Annotated in this window: 4 protein-coding genes; 3 read left to right on the top strand and 1 reads right to left on the bottom strand. The window is 61.1% G+C overall.

All coding sequences use genetic code 11. The annotated features are described in order from the left end of the window. Positions 1-18: 18 nt before the first annotated feature. Entirely contained in the window at positions 19-1,716 is a 1,698-nt protein-coding gene (locus tag JWR14_RS27830) for an autotransporter assembly complex family protein (protein WP_299715254.1), read from the bottom strand. Positions 1,717-2,390: 674 nt separating this feature from the next. Here JWR14_RS27830 and JWR14_RS27835 point away from each other — a divergent pair. The 3 genes from JWR14_RS27835 (at position 2,391) to panC (ending at position 4,466) form a co-directional block, all read left to right on the top strand. Continuing rightward, on the top strand, positions 2,391-2,579 hold the full coding sequence (locus JWR14_RS27835; protein WP_179841320.1) for a DUF3460 family protein: 189 nt from the start codon (positions 2,391-2,393) through the stop codon (positions 2,577-2,579). Between the two features lie 134 nt (positions 2,580-2,713). Next, complete coding sequence (locus tag JWR14_RS27840; RefSeq protein WP_299715262.1) at positions 2,714-3,499, top strand: ScpA family protein; 786 nt, start codon at positions 2,714-2,716, stop codon at positions 3,497-3,499. 133 nt (positions 3,500-3,632) lie between these two features. Next, entirely contained in the window at positions 3,633-4,466 is an 834-nt protein-coding gene (gene panC / locus JWR14_RS27845) for a pantoate--beta-alanine ligase (protein ID WP_299715251.1), read from the top strand. Positions 4,467-4,495: the final 29 nt, after the last annotated feature.

Genomic DNA, 4,495 nt, shown 5'->3' on the forward strand with positions numbered 1-4,495 from the left:
AATCTCTATGCAAATTCATCAAAAGGCGATTCCGAGCGTCAGGTACGGACGGATGTCCCGGTTCTTGAAGCCATACGCAATATCCACGTTCACCGGACCGACCGGACTGCGCCAGCGCACGCCGACACCCGTGCCCGGCTCGAACACGCGCTCGTTCCACGTATCGGTGGCGGTGCCTATGTCGAAGAACACCGCACCACCCCAATCGTGTGAAAACCAATGCTGGTACTCCGAACTGCCGGTCATCAGGTACTTGGTCGGCAAGACGGACCCATCGACGTCATTACCAATGCTCTGGTAACCGTAACCGCGCACCGAATTCGCGCCGCCCGCGCGGAACAGCAGCGACGCGGGAACGCCGTTCGAGCTACCAGCCGTAAATACCCCGCCAAACTCCGCGCGGAACACGAACAGGTCGCTCTTGCCCAGCGGCAGATATTGCAGCAGGTTCGTATAAACGCGGCCAAAGGTTTGATCGGTGAGAATGCCCTTCACCGCGACGTCCGCTTCCGCCCGAATCAGGTTGCCCGAGCGCGGAAACAACGGATCGTCCACATTGCGTCGCACCCATTGCCACGACGGCACGAGCGCACGGCTGGAGGTCGGCGGCCCAAGATTCTGCGTCAGCCGGTCGGCATAGAGCAGCAGCGAAAACGTGGTGTCGATGTTCTGCAGCGAGCGCGTGCGCTGCACGCCCACGCGCGCGCTGTAGATGCGCGTGTCGGATACGTTCGTGTTCGTGTACGAAGCCAGCACGCTGTTCACCCAGGTGCGGCCGTCCGGCGGCATCGCGAGCTGCACCTGGCCGTATTGCTGGGTCTGGTCCAGGCGACCGGAGATGGTGAATGGATAAGCCTTGCCGAAGGTATCGAGGTAACTGTAAGCGCCCTGGATGTGCGGGCCGGTATCAGTCGCGTAACCCACGCCGTAACGCACGCTGTTGTACGGATACTCGCTGACCTTCAGGTGCATCGGTGTTTCATTCGGCTTGTTGACGTCGTTATCCGCATCGATAGCCACCGACGCGTAGTACGGCGTGTTCTGCAACTGCCGCTGCAACTCGTTCACGCGCGCGACGTCGTAGGTGTCGCCGGGATGAATCCGGTTCACGTTGTGAATGATCTTTTCCGGGTAACGCCGGACGCCGCTGATGTCGAGCTGGCCGAAGGTGAAGGTCGGGCCGCTATCGAATGTCACCGATAAATCCGCTATGTGCGTCCGCGGATTCACGCGCGCCTTGGATTGCGAGATTTTCGCGCCGAGGTACCGGCGTGCCTGCAGCGCTTTGAGCGCGGCGTTTTTCGCGTCGTCCCACGCGTTTTGCGAGAACGGATCGCCTTCCTTGACTGAAAACGCGAGACGCGCAGTGTTTTCCTGCGCGGGGTCTTCGGTCGTGATTGCACCCTTGAACGTCAGCGAGACGGAAGCGACCTTGGTCTGCGGACCGGGATCGACGCTGATCGTGATGGATTTTTTATCGCCGTCATGTTTTACGTCGGTTCGCACGATCGGCGTGAAATAACCGTCGGTCGCAACCAGATCGCGGACCTCCTGTGGCGTGGCCGTGACCAGGAAGTCGAATTGTTCGTCGCTGATGTCGTCACGCTTCTTGAAACGCGACAAATCCAGATGGTCTTTCAACAACGACCGGACGCTGCGCGGTGCGTCGATATCGACGTCGTATTTCGCGTGCGCGGGCTGGGCGACGGCAAACATCGCCAGCGCGTGGAGCGACCAGGCGACACGGCGCACGGATGACCACCACCACGCACGGGAAGGCGCCTTCGACGACGCGATGACCGGCGGCTTCAGCCGCCGGTCATCGGCTTGCCCGCGCTTGAAGCGCAGCGGATCAAACAGGCGCCCCGCCAAACGTGACCTCCAGGGTTGAATTAATGGGACTGCGTGGGTGACACGGGACAGCCGGCGTTCGCTGAAGGCTCGATGCTGGCGAGGTGTTGCGCACACGCCGAGCGCCAGTCCAGCAGGCGCTATTTCACCACACTGGCACGGCCGGCTGGCCCAAAAGCCGACAGCTTGGCCGATCGGACAACATTCGACCCGATCGCCGCCCCGCTTAACCCCACCGTTTCTAAAAATGGCTAGGGTGCGCCTTGGACGGCTCCCTGCAGAGCTTGTTCCGTGCCTGCATCAATAATTGACATCGTTTTACCATTGCGTATCGTTGCCTGCACGGCCACTCCCCCAGACCGAATGGCCGATGTCTCCGCCTATCCGCGACCTTCAGGCGGGCTTGGGACGTGTTAACTGCTCCGCTGCCTGATGCTTGCGGTAAAATTGCAATGAATCACGGCGGCGACTCACGGCGGCATTCGCCTGGAACCTCCGCCGCGCCCGTTTTCGAATCGCTCTGAGCCAACGGAAGTCGAATCATGTACCTGTCGGACATCACCCAGTTCATCAATCAGATGAAAGAGCAGAAACCGTCCCTCGAAGCAGAACAGCGTCAGGGCCGTGCGCTGTTGTGGGACAAACAGCCTATCGACCTCGACGAGCGCTCGGAAATCAAGACATCGCGAGTCGAACAAACGCCCTACGTCTATTACCAGAACTTCTGAACGTGAGTGCCGCCCGCGAGGCGCCGCAAGCCGCGGAGCGTTCGGGACACCCTTCGGGGCGCCCCGGGCATTCGGGCAAGGATGATCGCGCCGCGGCGCTAGCCGCGCCCGCGACCGACTCCACGCCGAACACCATTGACGGCGTGGCGTTTGCGCATTTGTACGGCGAACCGCTCTGGAAGCTGCCGACCGACCTGTATATCCCGCCGGACGCCCTCGAGATTTTCCTCGAAGCGTTCGAAGGTCCGCTCGACTTGCTGCTGTACCTGATCCGCAAGCAAAATTTCAACGTCCTCGACATCCCGATGGCCGACGTGACCCGCCAGTACCTGGGCTACGTCGACCAGATTCGCGAATCCAACCTGGAACTCGCGGCGGAATACCTGTTGATGGCGGCCATGCTGATCGAGATCAAGTCGCGCATGCTCCTGCCGGTGAAAAAGGCGGATACGGGTGAGGAAGCGGAAGACCCGCGCGCCGAACTCGTGCGGCGCTTGCTGGAATACGAGCAGATGAAGCTCGCGGCGCAGCGCCTGGACCACCTGCCGCAACTGGGCCGCGACTTCCTGCGGGCAGAGGTGTACGTCGAGCAGAGTTCGGCGCAACGCTTTCCCGACGTCGATGCAAACGACCTGCGCGCCGCCTGGGCCGACGTCATCAAGCGCGCCCGGCTAGTCGAGCATCACAAGATCTCGCGTGAGGAATTGTCGGTGCGCGAGCACATGAGCACAATCCTGCGGCGCCTGCAGAACGCCCGCTTCATGGAATTCGGCGATCTCTTCGACGCGTCGCGTGGTGTTCCCGTCGTGGTGGTGAATTTCATCGCGATGCTGGAACTGTCGCGTGAAGCGCTGATTGAAATCACTCAGGCCGAGCCCTATGCGCCCATCTACGTGAGACTCGCGTATTCGCCGGCTTAGATCCGTGACCCGGGCTTCCGTGGCGTGGCCTTTCCTGGCGCGCTGGCGGCGCAAAAGCAGCGCAGCGCCCTTCCCCTTTTCTTTCCCCTTGGAGCAGTGTTTTCAAAGCTGCCCGCCAGGAGACACCCGCTAGATGAAAGTCATCAGCTCGATCCATGAACTGCGCGACCAGTTGCGCGGCCAGAACCGAACCGCCTTTGTGCCGACCATGGGTAACCTGCACGAGGGCCACCTGTCGCTCATGCGGCTCGCGCGCCAGCATGGCGATCCGGTGGTTGCCAGCATTTTCGTGAACCGGCTGCAGTTCGGGCCGAACGAAGATTTTGATAAATACCCGCGCACGCTGCAGGACGACATCGAAAAGCTGCAGTCCGAGAACGTGTACGTGCTGTTCGCGCCGACCGAAGCCGATCTTTATCCGGAGCCGCAGCAATACCGGGTTCATCCGCCAACCAATCTGGGCGACATCCTGGAAGGCGAATTCCGCCCGGGTTTCTTCCAGGGCGTGTGTACCGTCGTGATGAAGCTGATGTCTTGCGTGCAGCCGCGCGTGGCAGTCTTCGGCAAGAAAGATTATCAACAGCTGATGATCGTGCGGCAGATGTGCCACCAGTTTGCATTGCCCACGGAAATCATCGCTGCTGAAACCGTGCGCGACGCCGACGGCCTGGCGCTCAGCTCGCGCAATCGCTTCCTGCAAACGGCCGAGCGCGCTGAAGCGCCAATCCTGGCAAAAGCGCTGAATCGCGTACGCGACGCGGTGCTGGCTGGCAATCGCGACTTTGCATCGATAGAAAAAGAAGCCGTCGGATCCCTTGCGCAGCGTGGCTGGCAGCCTGATTACATCGCGGTGAGAAGGCGTGTGGACCTACTGCCGCCCGGCCCTGCCGATACCGCGACCCCGCTCGTCGTGCTGGCCGCCGCGAAGCTGGGCACGACGCGCTTGATCGATAACCTGGAAATTTGAACGAAGTTTGAGAGAGAAGCGCATGCAGC

It is taken from the genome of Caballeronia sp. (genome assembly GCF_028292365.1).
In the GTDB taxonomy this organism is placed as follows: domain Bacteria; phylum Pseudomonadota; class Gammaproteobacteria; order Burkholderiales; family Burkholderiaceae; genus Caballeronia.